At 63.7% G+C, this 24,175-nt stretch carries 18 protein-coding genes; 10 read left to right on the top strand and 8 right to left on the bottom strand.

What is annotated here, in order from left to right; all coding sequences use genetic code 11:
• Positions 1-50: 50 nt before the first annotated feature.
• The gene (locus tag ABX298_RS05385) at positions 51-1,925 is read right to left on the bottom strand and encodes a methyl-accepting chemotaxis protein (RefSeq protein ID WP_317409338.1); all 1,875 of its coding nucleotides are present in this window, start codon (positions 1,923-1,925) and stop codon (positions 51-53) included.
• Positions 1,926-2,094: 169 nt separating this feature from the next.
• Here ABX298_RS05385 and ABX298_RS05380 point away from each other — a divergent pair, with 169 nt between their 5' ends.
• On the top strand, positions 2,095-3,570 hold the full coding sequence (locus ABX298_RS05380) for a helicase HerA-like domain-containing protein (protein WP_085706234.1): 1,476 nt from the start codon (positions 2,095-2,097) through the stop codon (positions 3,568-3,570).
• Positions 3,571-3,739: 169 nt separating this feature from the next.
• Here ABX298_RS05380 and ABX298_RS05375 read toward each other — a convergent pair whose 3' ends face one another.
• Complete coding sequence (locus ABX298_RS05375) at positions 3,740-5,212, bottom strand: inorganic phosphate transporter (RefSeq protein WP_025340495.1); 1,473 nt, start codon at positions 5,210-5,212, stop codon at positions 3,740-3,742.
• 312 nt (positions 5,213-5,524) lie between these two features.
• A complete protein-coding gene (locus tag ABX298_RS05370; protein WP_003259583.1) occupies positions 5,525-5,725 on the bottom strand; it encodes a hypothetical protein in 201 nt (66 codons plus the stop codon).
• Between the two features lie 489 nt (positions 5,726-6,214).
• Between ABX298_RS05370 and pcaR the strand changes: the two genes are divergently transcribed.
• The 9 genes from pcaR to pcaC all read left to right on the top strand — a co-directional run bounded on the left by pcaR (position 6,215) and on the right by pcaC (position 16,010).
• Positions 6,215-7,105 (top strand): pca regulon transcriptional regulator PcaR, encoded by an 891-nt coding sequence (pcaR, locus tag ABX298_RS05365; RefSeq protein ID WP_025340494.1) that lies wholly within the window; start codon positions 6,215-6,217, stop codon positions 7,103-7,105.
• Between the two features lie 434 nt (positions 7,106-7,539).
• Complete coding sequence (locus tag ABX298_RS05360; protein ID WP_367394162.1) at positions 7,540-8,886, top strand: MFS transporter; 1,347 nt, start codon at positions 7,540-7,542, stop codon at positions 8,884-8,886.
• A gap of 239 nt (positions 8,887-9,125) precedes the next feature.
• Positions 9,126-9,986 carry a CoA transferase subunit A gene (locus ABX298_RS05355; RefSeq protein ID WP_015271654.1) on the top strand — a complete coding sequence of 287 codons (861 nt, stop codon included), beginning with the start codon at positions 9,126-9,128 and terminating at the stop codon, positions 9,984-9,986.
• The gene (locus tag ABX298_RS05350) at positions 9,983-10,762 is read left to right on the top strand and encodes a CoA-transferase subunit beta (protein ID WP_015271653.1); all 780 of its coding nucleotides are present in this window, start codon (positions 9,983-9,985) and stop codon (positions 10,760-10,762) included. The genes ABX298_RS05355 and ABX298_RS05350 overlap by 4 nt, the downstream gene beginning before the upstream one ends.
• Positions 10,759-11,964 carry a 3-oxoadipyl-CoA thiolase gene (pcaF, locus tag ABX298_RS05345; RefSeq protein WP_170978873.1) on the top strand — a complete coding sequence of 402 codons (1,206 nt, stop codon included), beginning with the start codon at positions 10,759-10,761 and terminating at the stop codon, positions 11,962-11,964. The genes ABX298_RS05350 and pcaF overlap by 4 nt, the downstream gene beginning before the upstream one ends.
• 185 nt (positions 11,965-12,149) lie before the next feature.
• A complete protein-coding gene (locus tag ABX298_RS05340) occupies positions 12,150-13,439 on the top strand; it encodes an MFS family transporter (protein ID WP_025340491.1) in 1,290 nt (429 codons plus the stop codon).
• Positions 13,440-13,448: 9 nt separating this feature from the next.
• On the top strand, positions 13,449-14,801 hold the full coding sequence (locus ABX298_RS05335) for a 3-carboxy-cis,cis-muconate cycloisomerase (RefSeq protein ID WP_367394161.1): 1,353 nt from the start codon (positions 13,449-13,451) through the stop codon (positions 14,799-14,801).
• Between the two features lie 11 nt (positions 14,802-14,812).
• Positions 14,813-15,604: a 3-oxoadipate enol-lactonase gene (gene pcaD / locus ABX298_RS05330; protein WP_367394160.1), complete on the top strand. Its 792-nt coding sequence runs from the start codon at positions 14,813-14,815 to the stop codon at positions 15,602-15,604.
• Between the two features lie 10 nt (positions 15,605-15,614).
• Positions 15,615-16,010, top strand: coding sequence for a 4-carboxymuconolactone decarboxylase (pcaC, locus tag ABX298_RS05325; protein ID WP_003259581.1), 396 nt, complete (start codon positions 15,615-15,617; stop codon positions 16,008-16,010).
• A 113-nt stretch (positions 16,011-16,123) separates the two neighbouring features.
• Here pcaC and ABX298_RS05320 read toward each other — a convergent pair whose 3' ends face one another.
• The 5 genes from ABX298_RS05320 to ttgB all read right to left on the bottom strand — a co-directional run bounded on the left by ABX298_RS05320 (position 16,124) and on the right by ttgB (position 24,172).
• Positions 16,124-16,648, bottom strand: coding sequence for a DUF962 domain-containing protein (locus ABX298_RS05320; RefSeq protein WP_075046222.1), 525 nt, complete (start codon positions 16,646-16,648; stop codon positions 16,124-16,126).
• Positions 16,649-16,842: 194 nt separating this feature from the next.
• Positions 16,843-17,766 carry a LysR family transcriptional regulator gene (locus tag ABX298_RS05315; protein WP_085692306.1) on the bottom strand — a complete coding sequence of 308 codons (924 nt, stop codon included), beginning with the start codon at positions 17,764-17,766 and terminating at the stop codon, positions 16,843-16,845.
• Between the two features lie 182 nt (positions 17,767-17,948).
• A complete protein-coding gene (locus ABX298_RS05310; protein WP_075046220.1) occupies positions 17,949-19,205 on the bottom strand; it encodes an OprD family porin in 1,257 nt (418 codons plus the stop codon).
• 360 nt (positions 19,206-19,565) lie between these two features.
• Positions 19,566-21,023 (bottom strand): AdeC/AdeK/OprM family multidrug efflux complex outer membrane factor, encoded by a 1,458-nt coding sequence (locus ABX298_RS05305; protein ID WP_025340485.1) that lies wholly within the window; start codon positions 21,021-21,023, stop codon positions 19,566-19,568.
• Positions 21,020-24,172: a multidrug efflux RND transporter permease subunit TtgB gene (gene ttgB / locus ABX298_RS05300; RefSeq protein ID WP_075046219.1), complete on the bottom strand. Its 3,153-nt coding sequence runs from the start codon at positions 24,170-24,172 to the stop codon at positions 21,020-21,022. Before ttgB ends, ABX298_RS05305 begins: the two co-directional genes overlap by 4 nt.
• Positions 24,173-24,175 lie beyond the last annotated feature (3 nt).

The raw sequence follows: 24,175 nt of genomic DNA, 5'->3' as shown, positions 1-24,175 counted from the left end.
AGTTCCTGTGGGAGCGGGCGAGCCCGCGAAGCAGGCGACGCGGTTTGCGATCAGATGCGGAAGCTGCCCACCAGGTGCTTCAGGCGGCCGGCCTGCTGCTCCAGGTCGGAGCAGGCACGCAGGGTGGCCTGCAGGTTTTCCACGCCTTCCTGGTTGAGCATGTTGATCTCGTTGATGTCCATGTTGATCGCCTCGACCACGGCGGTCTGCTCTTCGGTGGCGGTGGCCACCGACTGGTTCATGCCGTCGATCTCGCCGATGCGCACGGTAACGCTGTCCAGCCGCTCACCGGCCTGGTTGGCGATCTGCATGCTGTCCTGGCTGTGGCGCTGGCTCTGGTCCATGGTCTCGACCGATTCGCGCGCGCCGACCTGCAGTTCTTCGATCATGGTCTGCACCTGTTGCGCCGACTCCTGGGTGCGGTGCGCCAGGTTGCGTACTTCATCGGCTACAACCGCAAAACCACGCCCGGCTTCACCGGCACGGGCCGCTTCGATGGCCGCGTTCAGCGCCAGCAGGTTGGTCTGCTGGGAAATGCTGGTGATCACTTCGAGGATCTGGCCGATGTTGACGGTCTTGCTGTTCAGCGTCTCGATGTGCGCGCTGGAAGTGACGATCAGGTCGGACAGGCGGTTCATTGCCGCAATGTTGCGTTCCACCACCTGCTGCCCTTCTTCGGCCAGCAACCGCGCCGAACTGGCGTGCTGCGAAGCCTGGGCGGCGTTGCCGGCAATTTCCTGGGCGGCGGCGCCCAGTTCGTTGATGGCAGCGGCCACGCTGTTGGTGCGGTTGGACTGTTCGTCGGAGTTGGTCATCGACGAGTTCGAGGCACTGATGACCCGCAGGGCTACTTCGTTGACCTGCTCGGTAGCCGAGGACACTTCGCGGATCGAGCTGTGAATACGCTCGACGAAACGGTTGAAGGCGCTGCCCAGGATGCCGAATTCGTCGTGGTTGTGGATACGCAGGCGCTTGGTCAGGTCGCCTTCACCTTCGGCGATGTCTTCCATGGCGCGGGTCATGGTGTGCAGCGGCTGCATCAGCACACGGATCAGCAGGCCGAGCAGGCCGATGATGATCACCACCGCCACCAGCGTGGCGATCACCGCCGAGGTGCGGAAGGTGCTGAGCATCGAGAATGCCTTGTCCTTGTCCACCGACAGGCCGATGTACCAGTTGGCCGAAGGCAGGCCGGTGATCGGGGTGAAGGTCAGCAGGCGGGTCTGGCCTTCGCTCTGCACTTCGGTCAGCTCACCGGTCAGTTTCGGCGTGTGCTGCGGGAACAGGTCCGACAGCGACTTCATCACCAGGTCTTTGTCCGGGTGCACCAGGATCTTGCCCTGGTCGTTGACCAGGAAGGCGTAGCCCATGCCGCCGAAGTTCAGCGAGTTGATGATCTGTACCAGGCCGTCCAGGGCCAGGTCGCCACCGACCACGCCGACACTGGCGGAAACCTTGCTGAGGATGCCGATGACCATCTTGTTGGTGGTCATGTCGATGTACGGCTCGGTCAGGGTCGCGCCGGCGGCATTCATGCCGTCCTTGTACCAGGGGCGGGTGCGCGGGTCGTAGCCGTCGGGCATTTTCGAATCAGGGCGCACGCTGAAGCCACCGTCGACCTTGCCCAGGTAGACGGTGAGGAAGCTGGAAACCAGCGCATTCTGGCCCATCAGGGTTTCGGCGTTGGTCGGGTCCTGGGCTATGTTCTGTGCCAGGTTTTCCACCAGCTTGATACGGCCTTCGAACAGGTTGCGGATATTGGTCGAAGTGGAAGCGCCCATTTCAGCCAGATAGTTTTCGAGGTCCTCGCGGATCGCATTACGCTGGAGGTAATCGTTGTAGAGCGTGAAAAGGCTGAAGGCGAGTATCACGATCAGTGACGCTGCCAAAAGAATCTTGTGGCTGAAACGAAGGCTTTTGTTCATGGCGTAATCGGTTCCGCTAAGGTTTCATATCAGGCGTTTGCACGCGTGGAGTCGCAAAGCAGTGCAACATCCCGAAAAGTCCCTTTTCGGTTGTTCCTCTCTATTAAGGCGAATATCACCCACAGGTATCGGCCGAATTACGGTAAAGCTTGAGCAGAGGATTAAAGAGATGTCGGAAATTTCGACCATCGTTGTAGGTGCTGGCCCGGATGGCCAGCCAGTTGGGCAAGCGATGAGGCTGGCTAACCGCCATGGCCTGGTGGCGGGCGCGACGGGTACTGGCAAGACCGTCACCCTGCAGCATCTGGCGGAAGCGTTCAGTGACGCGGGGGTTGCGGTGTTCGCCGCCGATGTCAAAGGTGACCTTTGCGGCCTGGGCGCTGCTGGTGCGCCGCAGGGTAAGGTGGCCGAGCGCATCGCCGGCATGCCCTGGCTGGGGCACAGGCCCCAGGCTTACCCGGTGAGCCTGTGGGACATTGCCGGGCAGTCCGGCCACCCGCTGCGCACCACCCTCAGTGAAATGGGGCCGCTGCTGCTGGGCAACCTGCTGGAACTGACCGACAGCCAACAGGCGGCGCTGTATGCGGCGTTCAAGGTGGCCGACCGTGAAGGCCTGCTGCTGCTCGACCTCAAGGACCTCAAGGCGCTGCTCGCGCACCTGAAGGACAACCCGCAACTGCTGGGTGAGGACAGCGCGCTGATGACCACGGCCTCCACCCAGGCGCTGTTGCGCCGGTTGGCGACCCTGGAGCAGCAGGGCGCCGAGGCGTTGTTCGGTGAACCGGGGCTGCAGCTCGAGGACCTCCTGCGGCCAGACCCGGATGGCCGTGGGCGTATCCACCTGCTGGACGCCAGCCGGTTGGTTCACGATGCACCGAAGGTGTACGCGACCTTCCTGTTGTGGCTGCTGGCCGAGTTGTTCGAGCAACTGCCTGAGCGCGGTGATGCCGACAAGCCGGTGCTTGCGTTGTTCTTCGATGAAGCGCACTTGTTGTTCAACGATACGCCCAAGGCATTGCAGGATCGCCTGGAGCAGGTGGTGCGGCTGATTCGTTCCAAGGGTGTGGGTGTGTACTTCGTTACCCAGTCGCCGGGGGATTTGCCGGATGCGGTGCTGGCCCAGTTGGGCTTGCGCATTCAGCATGGCTTGCGGGCGTTTACCGCCAAAGAGCAGAAGTCGCTGCGCGCCGTGGCCGATGGCTTCCGCCCCAACCCGGCGTTCGACACCCTGGCGGTGCTGACCGAACTGGGCATTGGCGAGGCGCTGGTGGGGACGCTGGAAGAGAAGGGCACGCCAGCGATGGTGCAACGGGTGCTGATTGCACCGCCGCAGTCGCGTATCGGGCCGTTGAGTGCGGCTGAGCGCAGTGCGCTGATTGCCGATTCTCCGCTGGCGGGGCGTTACGACAAGCCGGTGGACCGTGAGTCGGCGTATGAGATGCTGACCCAGCGCAAGGGTGAGCCGGTGGAGCCCGCGCCGCAACCCAAGGCAGATGAAGAAAGCTTTGCCGACAAGGCTGGTGAGTTCTTGCAGAGTGCGGCAGGGCAGGCAATCAAGTCGGCGGTGCGCCAGGCGGCCAACCAGTTGGGGCGGCAGTTGGTGCGTGGGTTGATGGGGTCGTTGCTGGGGGGCAAGAAAAGGTAGTTTGCCTGTACCGGCCCTATCGCCGGCAAGCCAGCTCCCACAGGTACTGCACAGGCCTTGCGGGCGGTGCAATACCTGTGGGAGCTGGCTTGCCGGCGATAGGGCCGGTACAGGAATGACACCTATGAAAAAGGCGCCCGTCAGGCGCCTTTTTCTATTGCGGTATCACTCAGCCAATGGCTTTGGACGCCAGCCAGAACAGGCCGGCCGCCAGACCCATCGACGCAGGCAGGGTCAGTACCCAGGCCAGCAGGATGGTCTTCACGGTGCCGCCTTGCAGGCCGCTCTTGTTGGCGACCATGGTGCCGGCCACACCGGACGACAACACGTGGGTGGTCGATACCGGCAGGGCGAAGATGTTGGCCATGCCGATGGCGCAAGCCGCGGTGATCTGCGCCGACATGCCCTGGGCATAGGTCATGCCCTGCTTGCCGATCTTCTCGCCAACGGTCAGTACCACGCGCTTCCAGCCGACCATGGTGCCCAGGCCCAGGGCCAGGGCGACGGCCACGATCACCCAGAACGGGGCGTACTCGGTGGTGGCGGTCAGGTCTTTGCGCAGTTTTTCCAGGTCGGCCTTTTCACGGGCTTCCAGGCCTGGCAGCTTGCCGACCTTCTTCGCCGTGTCGTCCAGGCACAGCAGGTAGCGGCGCACTTCGACACGCTTGTCGGCACTCAGGCTGTGGTAGTCGGTCACGCCCTGCAGCGAGGATTGCAGCGCGGCAATGGTCGGCTCGGTCTGCTGCGGGTTGCAGCTGAACTGCTCCGGCAGGTCGCTGGCCTTGGCCTTGCCCAGTGCCAGGAACTCGCCCAGGGTGGCGGCGTTGCGCTGGTAGAACTGGCTCATGTGCAGGGTCGCGTCGCGGGTACGCTCGATCTGATAGGTGGTGCTGTTCAGGTCGAGGACGAACTTGGCCGGGACGATACCGATCAGCACCAGCATGATCAGGCCGATGCCTTTCTGGCCGTCATTGGAGCCGTGCACGAAGCTCACGCCCATGGCCGAAACCACCAGTACCAGGCGGTTCCAGAACGGCGGGTGCTTCTTGTCGTCGAGCTTGCGGCGCTGCTCGGGGGTCTTGTGCATCTTCGACAGCGGGCGCCACCACTTCAGGCCGATCAGTACCAGGGCGGCAACGGCGAAGCCGGCCATCGGCGAGACCACCAGCGACATGGCGATGTCGATCGCCTTCTGCCAGTTGACGCCGTCGCCCAGCGGGATGTCGTTGATCAGGGCATTGGCCAGGCCGACGCCGAGGATGGAGCCGATCAGCGTGTGCGAGCTGGAGGCGGGGATACCGAAGTACCAGGTGCCCAGGTTCCAGGTGATGGCCGCAGCCAGCAGCGAGAAGACCATGGCCAGGCCGTGTCCGGTGTTCACATTGATCAGCAGCTCTACCGGCAGCAGGTGCACGATGGCATAGGCCACCCCGACACCGCCGAGCAGAACGCCAAGGAAGTTGAACACGCCGGAGAAGAACACGGCGAGGTGCGGCGGCATGGCTTTGGTATAGATGACGGTAGCTACCGCGTTGGCGGTGTCATGAAAGCCATTGATGAACTCGAAGGCGAGCACGAAGGTCAAGGCGAGCAGCAGGCTCACCAACACCCAGGCATCCAGTCCGCTGAATAATTCGATCATGAAGGTTGTCTGGCGGTCTTAGGGGGGCGGGATTATGCCAGAAAACCTTGGCAATCGATGCATCCGCGACAGACCGACGGCAATCTTCCTGTCGGGAGCGGGATGTGCACGGTGGGGCGTGCAGGAAGGGAAATGTCCGCTAAAACGCGCAAAACCTGGCGAAAACCGGCAAAAAGCTAGAGAAAAAGCCGCTTCGCTTCTGTTCAAACGGCCGTATGAAATTTGTGTAATTCCATTTCACCTTCGGCCAGACAGTAAAGATCGACCGCGCCCGGGCTGGCCGGGCGACGACGCGCTGGCGTGGTCCCGGGGTCAGGGAGTGTCGCTGCGCAGTTCCTTTTCCATACGTTCCAGTTCCTGGCTGAAGGCCTGGTCGCGCACGCTTGCGCGCTTGCGCCAAGGTTTGCGTTCCGGATCCGGTTGTGCGGCGTAAGTGGTGACTTCGCCACCGTAAACATCCTTGTAACGTTCAGCCTGGCGCTCGAGTTCCGCGCGCAGTTCATCTTTCGTCACAGTAGTACCTGAATTAAGTTTGATGAGTGTTGTTATGCGCTGTGCAGCGTGCACATGCCTTGCTGGCCGCAACGGCTTGATACAGCGGAAGGTTCCATTGCCACGGCATCGTCGAGGCCTGCGCAATCGATTATAGCAACCGATATTTCGCCGAACATCGTTATTTACCCAACCCTGACATCACCAGACGCAAGTAACGGAATGCATCCGACAACAGTTTGGGCCTTTCGTACAAGTTTGAAAGGCAAGACGGACAAAAGTTCGTTGCAGTGCAGCAGCGGGACCGTCGAGCGGGAGGGTAATGAAAAACGGCCTCGCCAAAAGGCGAGGCCGTTGCCTGGGGACTTCTACGGTGGGTACCTGACCAGTCTCTCCAAAGAAGCCACAAGTGGCATGAGAAAGGTATAAGTAAAAGTGTCAGCGGTCAATTGCGATTATCGGCCGTTTGTTCGATAATCGCACGAGTGGGCGTTTTTTTTGAGGTGTGCGATGAGTGACGAAACCCTGGCCAACGATTCCGTCAATCCAGAGTCGGGCAACCCGGAGCAGGGGCGATCTGCCTCGGCAGCCCTGGCACCGCCGATCGTGGCTTCCCCGGCAAAGCGCATCCAGGCCTTTACTGGCGACCCGGACTTCATGACCTCCTTGGCCCGAGGCCTGGCAGTCATCCAGGCCTTTCAGGAACGCAAGCGTCACCTGACCATCGCCCAGATCAGCCACCGCACCGAAATCCCCCGTGCGGCGGTACGCCGTTGCCTGCACACGTTGATCAAGCTGGGTTACGCCACCACCGACGGGCGCACCTATTCGCTGTTGCCCAAAGTGCTGACGCTGGGGCATGCGTACCTGTCGTCGACGCCGCTGGCGATTTCCGCCCAGCCTTACCTGGACCGTATCAGCGACCAGCTGCACGAGGCGGCCAACATGGCCACGCTCGAAGGTGACGACATTCTTTATATAGCCCGTTCGGCCACCGTGGAGCGGCTGATTTCGGTCGACCTGTCGGTGGGCGGGCGCCTGCCGGCCTATTGCACATCGATGGGGCGCATTCTGTTGGCGGCCATGGACGACACCAGCCTGCGGGAATACCTGGAACGTGCCGACCTGAAGGCGCGAACCAGCCGTACCTTGCATGACCCCGAGTCGCTGTTCGCCTGTATCCAGCAGGTGCGCGCCCAGGGCTGGTGCGTGGTAGACCAGGAGCTGGAGCAGGGGCTGCGTTCGATTGCGGTGCCGGTGTATGACGCCTCGGGGCAGGTGTTGGCGGCGTTGAATGTGAGTACCCATGTCGGGCGGGTGACGCGCAGTGAACTGGAGCAGCGGTTCTTGCCGATCCTGCTGGCGGCCAGCCGGGACCTTTGCCATCAGTTGTTTGGCTGAGCCTGCTGGGGGCCGCTTTGCGGCCCAATCGCGACACAAGGCCGCTCCCACAAGGGCCTCGCATATATCAAATATTGTGCGATACCTGTGGGAGCGGCCTTGTGTCGCGATTGGGGCGCACAGCGCCCCCTTTCAAATCTGGAACAGGCAAAACCGTTTCCTGTGCGATAAACGCACAGTGTCGTTCGCGGTCAATTGCGCCACCACCGCCCGCTGATTAATGTCTCTCGCAACGGTCGGCTGTGCCGACCGAACAAGAAAAACATAATAAGAGGCACTTACATGAATACTGTCCCCTCGCTGCCGCGGCCGCACCCGCGCGCAGTACCGTTATATCCAGGCTGACGCCGGCCGCATTCCCTCAAACTATTGTCCTCTGTACCGGTTTATCGCGTGCAGTGGCCTGGCTGTGCCCCTCATTCTGGATAACAACAATGAACCAAGCGCAAACCAACGTCGGCAAAAGCCTCGACGTCCAGTCGTTCATCAATCAGCAGCCGCTGTCCCGCTACCAATGGCGGGTGGTGTTGCTGTGCTTCCTGATCGTCTTCCTCGATGGCCTGGACACCGCCGCCATGGGCTTCATCGCCCCGGCCCTGTCGCAGGAGTGGGGGATTGACCGCGCCAGCCTAGGCCCGGTCATGAGTGCTGCATTGATCGGCATGGTTTTCGGTGCCCTCGGCTCCGGCCCGCTGGCGGACCGGTTTGGCCGCAAGGGCGTGCTGGTGGGCGCGGTGCTGGTATTCGGCGGCTTCAGCCTGGCCTCGGCCTATGCCACCAACGTCGACCAGTTGCTGGTGTTGCGCTTCCTGACCGGCCTGGGCCTTGGCGCAGGCATGCCCAACGCCACGACGCTGTTGTCTGAATACACCCCCGAGCGCCTCAAGTCGCTGCTGGTGACCAGCATGTTCTGCGGCTTCAACCTGGGCATGGCCGGTGGTGGTTTCATTTCCGCCAAGATGATCCCGGCTTACGGCTGGCACAGCCTGCTGGTGATCGGTGGCGTGCTGCCGTTGCTGCTGGCGCTGGTGCTGATGGTATGGCTGCCGGAGTCGGCGCGGTTCCTGGTGGTGCGCAATCGGGGCACCGACAAGGTGCGCCAGACCTTGTCGCCCATCGCGCCGCAGGTGGTGGCCGAGGCGGGCAGCTTCAGCGTGCCGGAGCAGAAGGCGGTGGCGGCGCGCAACGTGTTCGCGCTGATCTTCTCCGGTACCTACGGCATGGGCACCATGCTGTTGTGGCTGACCTACTTCATGGGCCTGGTGATCGTCTATCTGCTGACCAGCTGGCTGCCAACCTTGATGCGCGACAGCGGCGCGAGCATGGAGCAGGCTGCCTTCATCGGCGCGCTGTTCCAGTTCGGTGGCGTGCTGAGTGCCGTCGGCGTGGGCTGGGCAATGGACCGCTTCAATCCGCACAAGGTGATCGGCATTTTCTACCTGCTGGCCGGGGTGTTCGCCTACGCCGTGGGGCAGAGCCTGGGCAACATCACCGTATTGGCCACCCTGGTGCTCATTGCCGGCATGTGCGTGAACGGCGCCCAGTCGGCGATGCCTTCGCTGGCGGCGCGCTTCTATCCGACACAGGGCCGCGCCACAGGGGTATCGTGGATGTTGGGTATCGGCCGCTTCGGGGCGATTCTCGGGGCCTGGAGTGGCGCGACGCTGCTGGGGCTGGGCTGGAACTTCGAACAGGTGCTGACGGCGTTGCTGGTGCCGGCGGGGCTGGCGACCGTGGGTGTGATCGTGAAAGGGCTGGTGAGCCACGCTGACGCAACCTGACGCAATGGCCTCATCGCCGGCAAGCCAGCTCCCACAGGAGTGCATCAGGCCCCGAGCCGGTGCGGTAACCGTGGGAGCTGGCTTGCCGGCGATGAGGCCATTACAGGTAGTGAGGGGAGATAGGTAGGGATGCAATAATCGGTTCGATAATCGCACAAATAGTCGATTATCGGATTGTAAGCCACCCACCAGTCTCCTTAATCTGAGCTCACCGAAGCACCCTGACCAGGAGTCTCCAAATGGCTGCAATTCTCCCGCTTCACGAAGCCGTGAAGCAGTTCATCCAGGATGGCGATACCGTCGCCCTCGAAGGTTTCACCCACCTGATCCCGACTGCCGCCGGCCACGAGATCATCCGTCAGGGCAAGCGCGACCTGACCCTGGTGCGCATGACTCCGGACCTGATCTACGACCAGCTGATCGGCGCCGGTTGCGCCAGCAAGCTGATCTTCTCCTGGGGTGGTAACCCGGGTGTCGGTTCGCTGCACCGCCTGCGTGATGCCGTCGAGAAGCAGTGGCCACACGCCATCGAAATCGAAGAACACAGCCACGCCGACCTGGCCAACGCCTATGTCGCCGGTGCTTCTGGCCTGCCGTTCGCCGTGCTGCGTGCCTACGCCGGCTCCGACCTGCCGAAGGTCAACCCGCTGATCAAGAGTGTCACTTGCCCGTTCACCGGTGAAGTGCTGGCAGCCGTGCCGTCGGTGCGCCCGGACGTGACCGTGATCCACGCGCAAAAGGCCGACCGTAAAGGCAACGTGCTGCTGTGGGGCATCCTCGGTGTGCAGAAGGAAGCCGCCCTGGCCGCCAAGCGCTGCATCGTCACCGTCGAGGAAATCGTCGACGACCTGCAGGCCCCGATGAACGCCTGCGTGTTGCCGACCTGGGCGCTGAGCGCGGTGTGCCTGGTGCCAGGTGGTGCGCACCCGTCCTATGCCCACGGCTACTACGAGCGTGACAACCGCTTCTACCAGGCCTGGGACCCGATCGCGCGTAGCCGCGAATCGTTCACCGCCTGGATCGACACCTACATCCGTGGCACTGCCGATTTCAACGAATTCAAGGCCAAGCTGGCCAGCACTGCGGAGGCCGCACAATGAGCTACTCCACTTCCGAAATGATGACCGTCGCCGCAGCCCGTCGCCTGCGCAACGGTGCTGTGTGCTTCGTCGGCATCGGCCTGCCATCCAAGGCTGCCAACCTGGCGCGCCTGACCTCGTCGCCAGACGTGGTGCTGATCTACGAATCCGGCCCGATCGGCGCCAAGCCCAGCGTGCTGCCGCTGTCGATCGGCGACGGCGAGCTGGCCGAAACCGCTGACACCGTGGTGCCGACCGGCGAGATCTTCCGCTACTGGCTGCAAGGTGGGCGCATCGACGTCGGCTTCCTCGGCGCCGCTCAGGTCGACCGCTTCGGCAACATCAACACCACTGTGGTCGGTGACTACCACGCCCCGAAAACCCGCCTGCCGGGTGCCGGTGGCGCACCGGAAATCGCCGGTTCCGCCAAGCAGGTGCTGATCATCCTCAAGCAGTCGCCGCGTGCCTTCGTCGACAAGCTGGACTTCATCACCTCGGTTGGCCACGGTGAAGGCGGCGACTCGCGCAAACGCCTTGGCCTGCCAGGCGACGGCCCGGTCGGCATCATCACCGACCTGTGCATCATGGAGCCGGAAGCCGGCACCCACGAATTCGTCGTCACCGCGATCCACCCGGGTGTGACCCGCGAGCAGATCATCGCCGCCACTGGCTGGGCGATCCGCTTTGCCGACGATGTGCAGACCACTGCCGAACCTACCGAAGTCGAGCTGTCCGCCCTGCGTGACCTCGAAGCCCGTACCGCCGCGGCCCATGGCCAGGTGGCAGGAGAAGCCTGATGCGCGACGTATTCATCTGTGACGCCATCCGTACCCCGATCGGCCGCTTCGGCGGCGCCCTGGCCGGCGTGCGGGCCGACGACCTGGCCGCCGTGCCGCTGAAGGCGCTGATCGAGCGCAACCCGAGCGTGCAGTGGGATCAGGTTGACGAAGTGTTCTTCGGCTGCGCCAACCAGGCCGGTGAAGACAACCGCAACGTGGCGCGCATGGCGCTGCTGCTGGCCGGCCTGCCGCAGAGCATCCCGGGCGTTACCCTGAACCGACTGTGCGCGTCGGGCATGGATGCCATCGGCACTGCCTTCCGCGCCATTGCCAGCGGCGAAATGGAGCTGGCGATTGCCGGCGGCGTCGAGTCGATGTCGCGTGCCCCGTTCGTCATGGGCAAGGCCGAAAGCGGCTATTCGCGCAACATGAAGCTCGAAGACACGACCATCGGCTGGCGTTTCATCAACCCACTGATGAAGAGCCAGTACGGTGTGGATTCCATGCCGGAAACCGCCGACAACGTGGCCGACGATTACCAGGTTTCGCGTGCTGACCAGGACGCCTTCGCCCTGCGCAGCCAGCAGAAGGCGGCTGCCGCCCAGGCCGCCGGTTTCTTCGCCGAAGAAATCGTGCCGGTGCGTATCGCGCACAAGAAGGGCGAGACCATCGTCGAGCATGACGAGCACCTGCGCCCGGAAACCACACTGGAAGCCCTGACCAAGCTCAAGCCGGTCAACGGCCCGGACAAGACCGTCACCGCCGGCAACGCCTCGGGCGTGAACGACGGTGCCGCGGCGTTGATCCTGGCCTCGGCCGAGGCGGTGAAAAAACACGGCCTGACCCCACGTGCCCGGGTACTGGGCATGGCCAGTGCCGGTGTTGCACCGCGGGTGATGGGCATTGGCCCGGTGCCGGCAGTGCGCAAGCTGACCGAGCGCCTGGGTGTGGCGGTGAATGATTTCGATGTGATCGAGCTCAACGAAGCCTTTGCCAGCCAAGGTCTGGCGGTGCTGCGTGAGCTGGGTGTGGCTGACGATGCACCGCAGGTGAACCCCAACGGCGGTGCCATCGCCCTGGGCCACCCCCTGGGCATGAGCGGTGCACGCCTGGTGCTGACTGCGCTACACCAGCTGGAGAAGAGCGGTGGGCGTAAAGGCCTGGCGACCATGTGTGTGGGCGTAGGCCAAGGTTTGGCGCTGGCCATCGAGCGGGTTTGACCTGTACCGGCCTCTTCGCGGGTAAACCCGCTCCCACAGGGAACCACGCATCCCCTGTGGGAGCGGGTTTACCCGCGAAGAGGCCGGCACATGCGACTCAAGGCTAATTGCCAGCCAGATAGCGGAACGAGTGTGTTACCAGGTGTGTCTAGAATTACCTGCGACCCTCCAGGAGTAAACTCACCATGACCTCAGCCTATTACACCGGCGAAGAACGCAGCAAACGCATCTTCGCTATCGTTGGTGCCTCTTCAGGCAACCTGGTGGAATGGTTCGACTTCTACGTCTATGCCTTCTGCGCGATCTACTTTGCCCCGGCTTTCTTCCCCTCCGACGACCCCACCGTGCAGTTGTTGAACACGGCAGGCGTGTTCGCCGCGGGCTTTCTGATGCGCCCCATCGGTGGCTGGATCTTCGGCCGCCTCGCTGACCGCCATGGTCGCAAGAATTCCCTGATGATCTCGGTGCTGATGATGTGCTTCGGCTCCCTGATGATCGCCTGCCTGCCCACCTATGCCAGCATCGGCACCTGGGCCCCGGCGCTGCTGTTGCTGGCCCGGCTGATCCAGGGCCTGTCGGTAGGCGGCGAATACGGCACCACTGCCACCTACATGAGTGAAGTGGCCCTGCGCGGCCAGCGCGGCTTCTTCGCCTCGTTCCAGTACGTGACCCTGATCGGCGGCCAGTTGCTGGCGGTGCTGGTGGTGGTGATTCTGCAGCAGCTGCTCACTGAAGATGAACTGCGCGCCTGGGGCTGGCGCATTCCGTTCGTGGTCGGCGCCATTGCCGCGCTGATCTCGCTGATGCTGCGCCGCTCGCTGCATGAGACCAGCAGCGCCGAAACCCGCCAGGACAAGGACGCCGGCACCATCAAGGGCCTGTTCCGCAACCACGCGGCGGCTTTCATCACCGTGCTCGGCTATACCGCGGGCGGTTCGCTGATCTTCTACACCTTCACCACCTACATGCAGAAGTACCTGGTCAACACCGCCGGCATGACCGCAAAAAACGCCAGTTACGTGATGACTGGCGCGCTGTTCCTGTTCATGGTGCTGCAGCCGTTCTTCGGCATGCTCTCCGACCGCATCGGCCGGCGTAATTCGATGATGCTGTTCGGCGCCCTGGGGACGCTGTTCACAGTGCCACTGCTGATGGCGCTGAAAACCGTGAGCAGCCCGTTCATGGCCTTCGTGCTGATTACCTTGGCGTTGTGTATCGTCAGTTTCTACACCTCGATCAGCGGCCTGGTGAAGGCCGAGATGTTCCCGCCGCAGGTGCGTGCGCTGGGCGTGGGCCTGGCCTATGCAGTGGCCAACGCGGCGTTCGGTGGTTCGGCCGAATACGTTGCCCTGGGCCTGAAGACCTTGGGCATGGAAAACACTTTCTACTGGTACGTGACAGCGATGATGGCGATTGCCTTCCTGTTCAGCCTGCGCTTGCCGAAGCAGGCCGCGTACCTGCACCACGATGATTAAGGACGTGGCATGACCAACCAACTGTTCGACGCCTACTTCACCGCACCGGCCATGCGCGAGATCTTCTCCGACCGTGGCCGCCTGCAGGGCATGCTCGATTTCGAAGCGGCGCTGGCGCGGGCCGAGGCGGCTGCCGGGCTGGTCCCGCATAGCGCGGTAGCGGCCATCGAGGCGGCGTGCCACGCCGAGCGCTATGACGTTGGCGCGCTGGCCAATGCCATCGCCACTGCTGGCAACTCGGCGATCCCGCTGGTGAAGGCGTTGGGCAAGGTGATTGCCAGTGGCGTGCCCGAAGCCGAGCGCTATGTGCACCTGGGCGCCACCAGCCAGGACGCGATGGATACCGGGCTGGTCCTGCAGCTGCGCGCTGCCCTCGACCTGATCGAAGCCGACCTCGGCAAGCTGGCCGATACCTTGTCGCGCCAGGCCTTGCAGCACGCCGACACGCCGCTGGTGGGGCGCACCTGGCTGCAGCATGCCACCCCGGTGACCCTGGGCATGAAACTGGCCGGTGTGCTGGGCGCCTTGACCCGTCACCGCCAGCGCCTGCAGGAGCTGCGCCCACGCTTGCTGGTGCTGCAGTTCGGCGGTGCCTCGGGCAGCCTGGCGGCTTTGGGCAGCAAGGCGATGCCGGTGGCCGAAGCCTTGGCCGAGCAGCTCAAGCTGACCCTGCCCGAGCAGCCCTGGCACACCCAACGCGACCGCCTGGTGGAATTTGCCTCGGTGCTGGGCCTGGTCGCCGGTAGCCTGGGCAAGTTCGGCCGTGATGTCAGCCTGCTGATGCAGACCGAGGCGGGGGAACTGTTCGAGCCTTCCGCGCCGGGCAAGGGTGGGTCTTCGACCATGCCGCACAAGCGCAACCCTGTCGGCGCCGCGGTGCTGATCGGTGCCGCGACCCGCGTGCCGGGGCTGGTTTCGACGTTGTTCGCCGCCATGCCCCAGGAGCATGAGCGCAGCCTTGGCCTGTGGCATGCCGAATGGGAAACCCTGCCGGACATCTGCTGCGTGGTATCTGGTGCGCTGCGCCAGGCCCAGGTGATTGCCGAGGGCATGGAAGTGGATGCCGCGCGCATGCGCCGTAACCTCGACCTGACCCAGGGCCTGGTGCTGGCCGAAGCGGTGAGCATCGTCCTTGCCCAGCGCCTGGGCCGCGACCACGCCCACCACCTGCTGGAGCAGTGCTGCCAGCGCGCGGTGGCCGAACAGCGCCACCTGCGCACTGTGCTGGGTGAAGAGCCGCAAGTCAGCGCCGAGCTGTCCGCCGAAGAACTCGATCGCTTGCTCGACCCTGCCCATTACCTGGGCCAGGCCCGCGTCTGGGTGGCGCGCGCCGTGTCCGAACATCAACGTTTCACTGCCTGAAGGAGACCGCTGTGGCGCACTTGCAACTGGCCGATGGCGTTTTGAATTACCAGATCGATGGCCCGGAAAACGCCCCGGTGCTGGTCCTGTCCAACTCGCTCGGTACCGACCTGGGCATGTGGGACACGCAGATTCCACTGTGGAGCCAGCACTTGCGCGTGCTGCGCTACGACACCCGTGGCCACGGTGGGTCGCTGGTCACTGAAGGCCCTTACAGCATCGAACAGCTGGGCCGTGACGTGCTGGCCCTGCTCGATGGGCTGGATATTGCCAAGGCGCACTTCGTCGGCCTGTCGATGGGTGGCCTGATCGGCCAGTGGCTGGGCATCAATGCCGGCGAGCGCCTGCACAGCCTGACCCTGTGCAATACCGCCGCCAAGATCGCCAACGACGAGGTGTGGAACACCCGTATCGACACCGTGCTCAAGGGCGGCCAGCAGGTCATGGTCGACCTGCGCGATGCCTCCATCGCCCGCTGGTTCACCCCGGGCTTCGCCCAGGCCCAGCCAGCGCAGGCCCAGCGCATCTGCCAGATGCTGGCGCAAACCAGTCCGCAGGGTTATGCCGGCAACTGCGCGGCGGTGCGTGATGCCGATTACCGCGAGCAACTGGGCCGTATCCAGGTGCCGGCGCTGATCGTTGCCGGTACCGAGGACGTGGTGACCACTCCGGAGCACGGCCGCTTCATGCAGGCCGGTATTGCGGGTGCCGAGTACGTCGACTTCCCGGCGGCGCACCTGTCCAACGTCGAGATCGGCGAGGCGTTCAGCCGCCGCGTGCTCGACTTCCTGCTGGCTCACTGAGGGTACCGCCATGGACGAGAAACAACGTTACGACGCCGGCATGCAAGTACGCCGCGCAGTGCTTGGCGATGCCCACGTGGACCGCAGCCTGGAGAAGCTCAACGACTTCAACGGTGAGTTCCAGGAAATGATCACCCGCCACGCCTGGGGTGACATCTGGACTCGCCCGGGCCTGCCGCGCCATACCCGAAGCCTGATCACCATCGCCATGCTGATTGGCATGAACCGCAACGACGAGCTGAAGCTGCACCTGCGCGCGGCAGCCAACAACGGCGTGACCCGCGACGAGATCAAGGAAGTGCTGATGCAGAGCGCGATCTATTGCGGCATTCCGGCGGCCAATGCCACCTTCCACATGGCTGAGTCGGTGTGGGATGAGCTGGGCGTGGAGTCGCGACAGCAGTAATGCCTGTACCGGCCCTATCGCCGGCAAGCCAGCTCCCACAGGGATAGCATCAGGCTTGAGGGCAGTGCAGTCCCTGTGGGAGCTGGCTTGCCGGCGATAGGGCCATGGAATGTTTACATGGCCGCATTCTTCTGCCGCATGGCCACTGGGCCGGCGTTGCTTTCCACGGCTTGCTTCAGGGCCGGGCACAGGCCGAGCATGAATGCCGCTTCTGCCACCACGAACAACGGCCCGATGATCAATCCGCTGACATCGTCGACAAACGCCGGCTTGCGGCCTTCGTAGTAATGGCCGATGAACTGGATGATCCAGCCCACCACGAACGCCCCCAGCCCGGCACCGAGCCACAGCGCTGTCGTCTGCATCGCCAGCATCTGGCCGACCCACAGGCATAGCCCAAGCAACAACCCCATCACCAGGCCGAAGCGCAGGTCCAGGCGCAGGTAGAACCAGACCGAGGCTGCGGCCGCCGGCAGGGCAGGGGACAGCCACATGCCGGCTACCTCCCAGCCAGGGCGCGACAGCAGGATGGTGACCGCCAGCACGATCATCGGGATGCCGACGAAATGGGTGGCGATGTTGCGTGGGTCGCGGTGGTAGCTGGCGTATTGGCTCAGGTGGTCGACGAGGGTTTTCATTGTTGTGCCTCCCTGGTTGCCTGATCGAGGTGTATTGCCTGTTCTGGCCTCTTCGCGGGTAAACCCGCTCCCACAGGGGGCACCACAACTCCTGAGAGCTGCGCTGTACCTGTGGGAGCGGGTTCACCCGCGAAAGGGCCGGTACAGGCGACCGATATAGCTCAGGATAGCCCGCCCCTGCCACCATCATCAGCTCAGCGAATGGCAGCAGCCCGCACTGGCATATCCAGCCCCACCAGCGTCTCGATCATCGCTCGCGCCGCCGGCGACAGCCGGTAACCGCTGCGGCTGACCACGCCACAGCGCACGCTCAGCACTTCCAGCGCCGGTGGCAGGTTGCGCCAGTGCAGGCGCACCAGGCGGCCGCTGGCCAGGTCTTCGGCCACGGCTTCCTCGCTGGCGGTGCCGATGGCATCGCTGGCCTGCACCACGCTGCGCAGCACGGCCAGGTGCTCGGTTTGCAGGTGCGGGGTGAAATCGCTGCGCCCGCTCAGGTTGGCCAGGCGCTTGCGCACGCCGGGGGCGAGCAGGGCGCTGGCCAGCGGGTAGCTGAACAGATCGTTGGTCGACAGGCTGTCCTTGGCCAGCAATGGGTGCCCTGGGCGGCAGAAGAACAGGCCGGGGCGCGGTGAAAGGGGCTCGGTGTGGAAGTTGGGGTCAGCTTCGAACGGGCGGATATCGTCGACGAAAAACTCGATCTGCTCGCGGCGCAGGGCCTGGCCGAGGCGTTCGGCGTTGTCCACCAGCAGCGAGGTGCGGATGCCCGGGTGGCGTTCGAGAAAGTGGCGCAGGGCGTCGGGCACCAGGCGCACAGCCAGCGCCGGGCCGCTGCCGAAATGCAGCTCGCCGGCGTCGAGCTTGGTCATCTGCAGCACTTCGTTGCTCAGCTGCGCGGCACCTTGTACCAGGCGCCGGGCATGTTGCAGCACCACCAGGCCTTCGGGGGTGGGCGGCAGGGCTTTGCTGGCGCGGTCGACCAGTGGGCAGCCGAAGCTGTGTTCCAGGCTCTGGATGGCACGGCTGAAGGCGGGTTGGGTGATGCCCATGGCCTCGGCGGCACGGACGAAGCTGCGGTATTCGGTGAGGGCGATGAAGTAGCGCAGCTGACGGAGGTCCATGTCACGGCTCTGGGGCGGGGATCAGGGGCCTATTCAAGCGGTTGCTGCATATGTCGTCAAAGAAGGCTTATTGATTTGTTTATAGCTTATGGTTATTTGCGTGGCTTCTGGCCTCTTCGCGGGCATGCCCGCCCCCACAGGGACCGCACAGGTTTCAAGGCTGGTGCGGTCCCGCGAAGAACTCAGAGGAGATTCAGCGGGTAACTCACGATCAACCGGTTCTCATCGAACGAGTTGGTGCTGAAGTCCCGGCGCATGGTGGAGTTGCGCCACTTCACCGACAGGTCCTTGAAGCTGCCCGACTGCACCACATAGGCCAATTCGGTTTCCCGCGCCCATTCCTTGCCATCGTCCACGCCGCCTGCGGTGACGTTGTCACCCTTGATGTAGCGATTCATCAGGGTCAGGCCTGGCACGCCGACGGTGGCGAAGTTGAAGTCATGGCGCACCTGCCAGGAGCGCTCCTTGGCGTTGTCGAAGCTGGAGTTGTAGCTGTCGTTTGCCAGGGTGCCGCCGCTGGTACCGTTGACCCGCATCCAGGCGTCGTCGCCGCTGACTTTCTGCAGGCCGACGTAGAAGGTGTGGCCCTGATAGCGCGCCGAGAGCATGGCCGATGCAGTGCGGTTGTCCAGTTCGCCAGCGCGTTCGGCGCCGTCTTCCTTGCCGATGAAGTAGCCCAGGTTGGCGCCCAGGGTCCAGTCACCCAGGGGTTGGCTGTGCACCAGGTTGAGGTACTGCTGGCGGTAGATGTCCTTGAGCTGGGCATCCCACAGGCCGATCATGGTGCGCTTGTCGTTGAAGGTGTACTCGCCGCCGCCAAAGTTGAAACGGTCGGAGGTGAATGCGGCCTTACCGTTCAGCGACATGTCTTCCATGCTGGCGTCGTTGCGCGGGCTGTTGCCGCGGAACTGGCCGGCGTACAGGGTCAGGCCGGCGATTTCCTTCGAGGTCAGCTGGCCGCCGCGGAAGGTCTGCGGCAGCGAGCGGCCATCGTCCGAGCGCAGGATCGGCAGTACCGGCATCCATTCACCCACTTTCAGCTCGGTTTCGGACAGCTTGGCTTTCAGTGCCACGCCCAGGCGGCCAAAGTCATCGGCCGGGCGGCCGTCGTCGTGCACCGGCAGCAGGTGGGTGTTGGTGGTGCCTTTGCCGCCGTCGAGCTTGACCGAGTACAGGCCCAGTACGTCCACGCCGAAACCGACGGTGCCTTGGGTAAAGCCGGAGCGGGCGTCGAGGATGAAGCTCTGCGTCCACTCTTCGGCCTTGGCCTGCGGGTGGGCCGGGTCGACGAAGTTGCGGTTGATGTAGAAGTTGCGCAGGTTGAGGGTGGCCTTGGCGTCCTCCAGGAAACCACCTTGGTCGGCGGCGAACACGGGGAGTGCGCAGGACATGGCCAACAGGCCGGGCAGCAGCTGGCGTGCGGGTTGCAAAGTGCTCATCTGTCGTGGATCTCTTGTTTTTATGGGCGAGCCGGTACGCTGCAGGATGCGGCCTGCAGGTGCGGGTCTTTTGGGATGAACCGGGGCAACGTTGCGTGGGGGGATGGTGCGGGGTAGGGCTGGGGTGAGGCAATTCGCCACAAACGGAAGCGGGCGATAATCGAACGGAATGTTCTGGTTGGTTAATTGTTCTCCTGCACTGGCCTCTTCGCGGGTAAACCCGCTCCCACAGGTACTGCACAGCCTTCAGCATTTATGCAAAACATTGTGGGAGCGGGTTCACCCGCGAAGAGGCCGGTTCAGGCAACACAAAACAAAAAGCCCACCGCGAGGGTGGGCTTGATGCTTTGACAGCTTCAATCAGCTCTTCGGTGCTTCCACCGCTGCCTGCTGGTTGTTGGCCTGCCCGGTCTGCTCGTACCAGCCACCGCCAAGCGCCTTGTACAGGTTGACCTCGCTGGTCAGCTGCGACAAGCGGTCGCCGATCAGTGCCTGCTGGGCGCTGAACAGGTTGCGCTGGGCGTCGAGGAAGGTCAGGTTGCTGTCGATACCGATGCGATAGCGGCGTTCGGCCAGGCGGTAGTAGTCCTGGTTCGCCTGCACCAGGTCGCGTTGCGCCTGCAGCTGCTCTTCGAAGGTCTTGCGCGCCGCCAGGCCATCGGAGACTTCCTGGAAGGCGGTCTGGATGGTCTTTTCGTACTTGGCGACGTTGATGTCCTTCTGGATCTTCGAGTAGTCCAGGCTGGCCTTCAGGCTGCCGGCGTTGAAGATCGGCAGGTTGATCTGCGGCTGGAACAGCCAGGTGCCCTGGCCGCCCGAGAACAGGTGGCCCATGTCGGGGCTCAGGCTGCCGGCATTGGCGGTCAGGCTGATGCTCGGGAAGAACGCTGCGCGGGCCGCGCCAATGTTGGCATTGGCGGCCTTGAGCAGGTGCTCGGCTTCCTGGATGTCCGGGCGACGCTGGAGGATGTCCGACGGCAGGCCGGCCGGTACTTCGGCCAGCTGGTCGGCATTGAGCTCCAGAGGCTTGGCCAGGTCGGCGGGAATGCCGGTGCCCAGCAGCACGGTCAGGCTGTTGACGTCCTGGGCGACCAGGCGCTGGTACTGCGAGTACTTGACCCGGGCGCCTTCCACGGCGGTACGCGCCTGGCTGACGTCGAGTGCCGAGGCTACGCCGACTTCGTTGCTGCGACGGGTGAGGTTGTAGCTTTCCTCGTAGGTCTTCAGCGTTTCTTCGGTCAGCTTGAACAGCGCCTGGTCGGCCTGCCAGGTGTAGTAGGCGTTGGCCACGCTGGCCACCAGGCTGATCTGCGTGGAGCGACGCGCCTGCTCGCTGGACAGGTAGGTTTCCAGGGCCTGCTCGGTCAGGCTGCGCACGCGGCCGAACAGGTCCAGCTCATAGGCGCTGACGCCCAGGGTGGCCGAGTACTGGCTGGTGATGCCCGCTTCGCCCGTCTGCGACATGTTCGCCGGTACGCGCTGGCGGCTGCCGCTGCCGGTGGCCGAAACCGCCGGGAACAGGTCGGCACGCTGGATGCGGTACTGCGCACGGTAGGCGTCGATGTTCAACGCGGCAACGCGCAGGTCGCGGTTGTTGACCAGCGAAGTCTGGATCAGCTGCTGCAGTGCCGGGTCGTGGAAGAACTGGCGCCAGCCCTGCTCGGCGGCGGCAACTTCCGCCGATTGCGTCGGCGAGTACGCAGGGCCCTGCGGCCACTGCGCAGCCACCGGCGATTCCGGGGTCTGGTAGTCAGGGATCAGCGAGCAGCCGCCAAGAATGAAAGCGGTTACTGCCAGGGACAACAAAGACTTGGTCATTGCCCAGCCTCATAACGTGGAGTTTCAGGGGTGACGTCTTTTTCCGGCTCTTTGCTGCCGAACAGTGACGACACTGCGACGAAGAACAGTGGTACCCAGAAGATAGCCAGCACGGTCGCACTGATCATGCCGCCGATCACGCCAGTACCGATGGCGTGCTGGCTGCCGGCGCCGGCGCCGCTGGCGATAGTCAACGGTACCACGCCGAGGATGAACGCCAGCGAGGTCATGATGATCGGGCGCAGACGCATGCGGCACGCCTCGATCGCCGCGTCGTACAGGCTGCGGCCTTGCTCGTGCAGTTCCTTGGCGAATTCGACGATCAGGATGGCGTTTTTCGCCGCCAGGCCGATGGTGGTCAACAGGCCGACCAGGAAGTACACGTCGTTGGACAACCCGCGCAGGCTGGTGGCGATCAGGGCACCGATGATACCCAGCGGTACTACCAGTACCACGGCGATCGGGATCGACCAGCTTTCGTACAGGGCTGCCAGGCACAGGAACACGAACAGTACCGAGAGGGCGAACAGTGCCGGCATCTGCGAACCGGAGAGTTTTTCCTCGTAGGACATGCCGGTCCAGGAGAAGCCGATGCCGCTTGGCAGTTCGCCAGCAATGCGCTCGACCTCGGCCATGGCTTCACCGGTACTGTAGCCCGGGGCCGGAGCACCGAGGATTTCCATTGCCTCGACGCCGTTGTAACGCGACAGCTTCGGCGAACCGTAGGTCCATTCGCCCTTGGCGAAGGAGGAGAACGGCACCATTTCGCCGGCGCCATTGCGCACGTACCACTTCTGCAGGTCTTCCGGGCTCATCCGCGCGTTCGGCTCGCCCTGGATGTACACCTTCTTGACCCGGCCACGGTCGATGAAGTCGTTGACGTAGCTGGCACCCAGGGCAATCGACAGGGTGTTGTTGATGTCGGCGATGGTCACGCCCAGGGCGCTGGCACGCTCGTCATCGATGGTCAGCTGGTACTGCGGCTCGTCGTTCAGGCCGTTCGGGCGCACGGCGCTGAGGATCTTGCTCTGCGCGGCCTTGGCCAGGAACTGGTTGCGCGCTTCCATCAGCTTGGCATGGCCGACACCGCCGCGGTCCTGCAGGAACACGTCGAAGCCGGTGGCGTTACCCAGTTCGAGCACCGCAGGCGGGGCAAAGGCGAACACCATCGCATCGCGGAAGGTGAAGAAGTGCTGCTGGGCGCGCTGGGCAAGGGCGAACACGCTGTTTTCCTTGGAGCGCTCATCCCACGGCTTGAGCATGATGAACGCCATACCCGAGCTCTGGCCACGGCCGGCGAAGTTGAAGCCGTTGACGGTGAACACCGAAGCCACGGTGTCGGCCTCTTCGCTGAGCAGGTACTCACGCATCTGGTCGACCACCACCTGGGTGCGCTCGGCACTGGAGCCGGCCGGGGTCTGTACCTGGGCGAACAATACGCCCTGGTCTTCTTCCGGCAGGAACGCGGTAGGGATGCGGGCGAACAGCCAGATCATGCCGACCACGATCAGCGCGTAGGCCAGCAGGAACGGTACCTTGTTGCGCAGGATGGTACCCACGCTGCGCTCGTAGCCGGTTACGCTGCGGTCGAAGTTGCGGTTGAACCAGCCAAAGAAGCCACGCTTGGCCACATGGTGCTCGCCCTTCTTCAGCGGCTTGAGCATGGTGGCGCACAGGGCCGGGGTGAAGATGAGCGCCACCAGCACCGACAGGCCCATGGCCGAGACGATGGTGATGGAGAACTGCCGGTAGATTACACCCGTGGAGCCGCCGAAGAACGCCATGGGCAGCAGTACCGCCGACAGCACCAGGGCGATACCCACCAGGGCACCCTGGATCTGCTCCATCGAGCGCTTGGTCGCCTCCTTGGGCGGCAAGCCTTCCTCGGACATCACCCGCTCGACGTTCTCCACCACGACGATGGCGTCGTCCACCAGCAAGCCGATGGCCAGGACCATGGCGAACATGGTCAGGGTGTTGATGCTGAAGCCGGCAGCGGCAAGGATGCCGAAGGTACCCAGCAACACAACCGGTACGGTCATGGTGGTGATGATGGTGGCGCGGAAGTTCTGCAGGAACAGGTACATCACCAGGAACACCAGGACCACGGCTTCGATCAGGGTGTGGATAACGCCACTGATCGATTCGGTGACCACCGGGGTGGTGTCATACGGGAATACCGCTTTCACCCCAGGCGGGAAGAATGGTTCCAGGTCGGCGATGGTCTGGCGCAGGGCCTTGGCGGTGTCCAGGGCGTTGGCACCGGTGGCCAGTTTTACTGCCAGGCCGGAGGCCGGCTTGCCGTTGAACTGGGCGCTGACGGCATAGTTTTCACCACCCAGGCCAACCTGGGCGACATCACCCAGACGCACCTGCGAACCGTCGCTGTTGACCTTGAGCAGGATCTTCTCGAACTGCTCGGCAGTCTGCAGGCGGGTCTTGCCGATGATGGTGGCGTTCAGCTGGGTACCCGGCATGGCCGGCAGGCCGCCGAGCTGGCCGGAGGACACCTGCACGTTCTGCGCGGCCACGGCGGTCTTGACGTCGACCGGGGTCAGCTGGAACTTGTTCAGCTTGGCCGGATCGAGCCAGATACGCATGGCGTACTGCGCACCGAACACCTGGAAGTCACCCACACCCGCGGTACGCGAGATCGGGTCCTGCATGTTGGAGACGATGTAGTTGGCCAGGTCGTCCTTGGTCATGCTGCCGTCTTCGGACACCAGGCCGATCACCAGCAGGAAGTTCTTCACTGCTTTGGTGACGCGGATACCTTGCTGCTGCACTTCCTGCGGCAGCAGCGGGGTGGCCAGGTTCAGCTTGTTCTGCACCTGCACCTGTGCGGTGTCTGGGTTGGTGCCCTGCTCGAAGGTGGCGGTAATGGTCATGCTGCCGTCGGAGTTACTTTCCGACGACACATAACGCAGGTTGTCGATACCGTTGAGCTGCTGCTCGATCACCTGTACCACGGTGTCCTGCACGGTTTGCGCCGAGGCGCCCGGGTAGGTCACGGCGATGGCGATGGCCGGCGGCGCGATGCTGGGGTACTGGTTGATCGGCAGCTTCAGGATCGACAAGGCGCCGACCAGCATGATCACCAAGGCGATCACCCAGGCGAAGATCGGGCGATCGATAAAGAACTTCGACATGGT

Source organism: Pseudomonas sp. X4, assembly GCF_040784925.1.
In the GTDB taxonomy this organism is placed as follows: domain Bacteria; phylum Pseudomonadota; class Gammaproteobacteria; order Pseudomonadales; family Pseudomonadaceae; genus Aquipseudomonas; species Aquipseudomonas putida_Z.
This window is presented reverse-complemented; position numbering and strand designations above follow the sequence as displayed.